The sequence below is a fragment of the Vibrio sp. 1249-1 genome, from assembly GCF_033340495.1.
Genome location: NZ_JAWOWJ010000675.1, coordinates 327 through 647, shown reverse-complemented (window position 1 = coordinate 647; position 321 = coordinate 327). Strand labels below are relative to the sequence as shown.

Below are 321 nucleotides of genomic sequence, written 5' to 3'. Positions count from 1 at the left end.
GCACGAGCATCATGCTTATCGCATTCGTACTATTGTTTGTTTTCTCGTGCGTATTAGCACTTTCGCCAGAGCAACTTGCACAGGCAAAAGCGCAAAACGTATCCGTACTCTCTTACCTTGCAAACGCAACGGATAACCCATTCATCGCAACACTTGGTCCTTTGGTGGCGTTTGTCGCGATCACTTCTTCTTTCCTTGGTCATTTCTTAGGCGCACGTGAAAGCTTGAACGGCTTAATCACAAAGCACTCAAATTTGTCTGAAACACGTATTGATCGTATTAGCGTAGTGGTTCTTTTCTTGTCAATTTGGGCTGCAGCAA

At 44.9% G+C, this 321-nt stretch carries 1 pseudogene; it reads left to right on the top strand.

The features are described from left to right. Nucleotides 1-321: pseudogene (locus R7Z50_RS28285) on the top strand (HAAAP family serine/threonine permease); the annotation flags it as partial.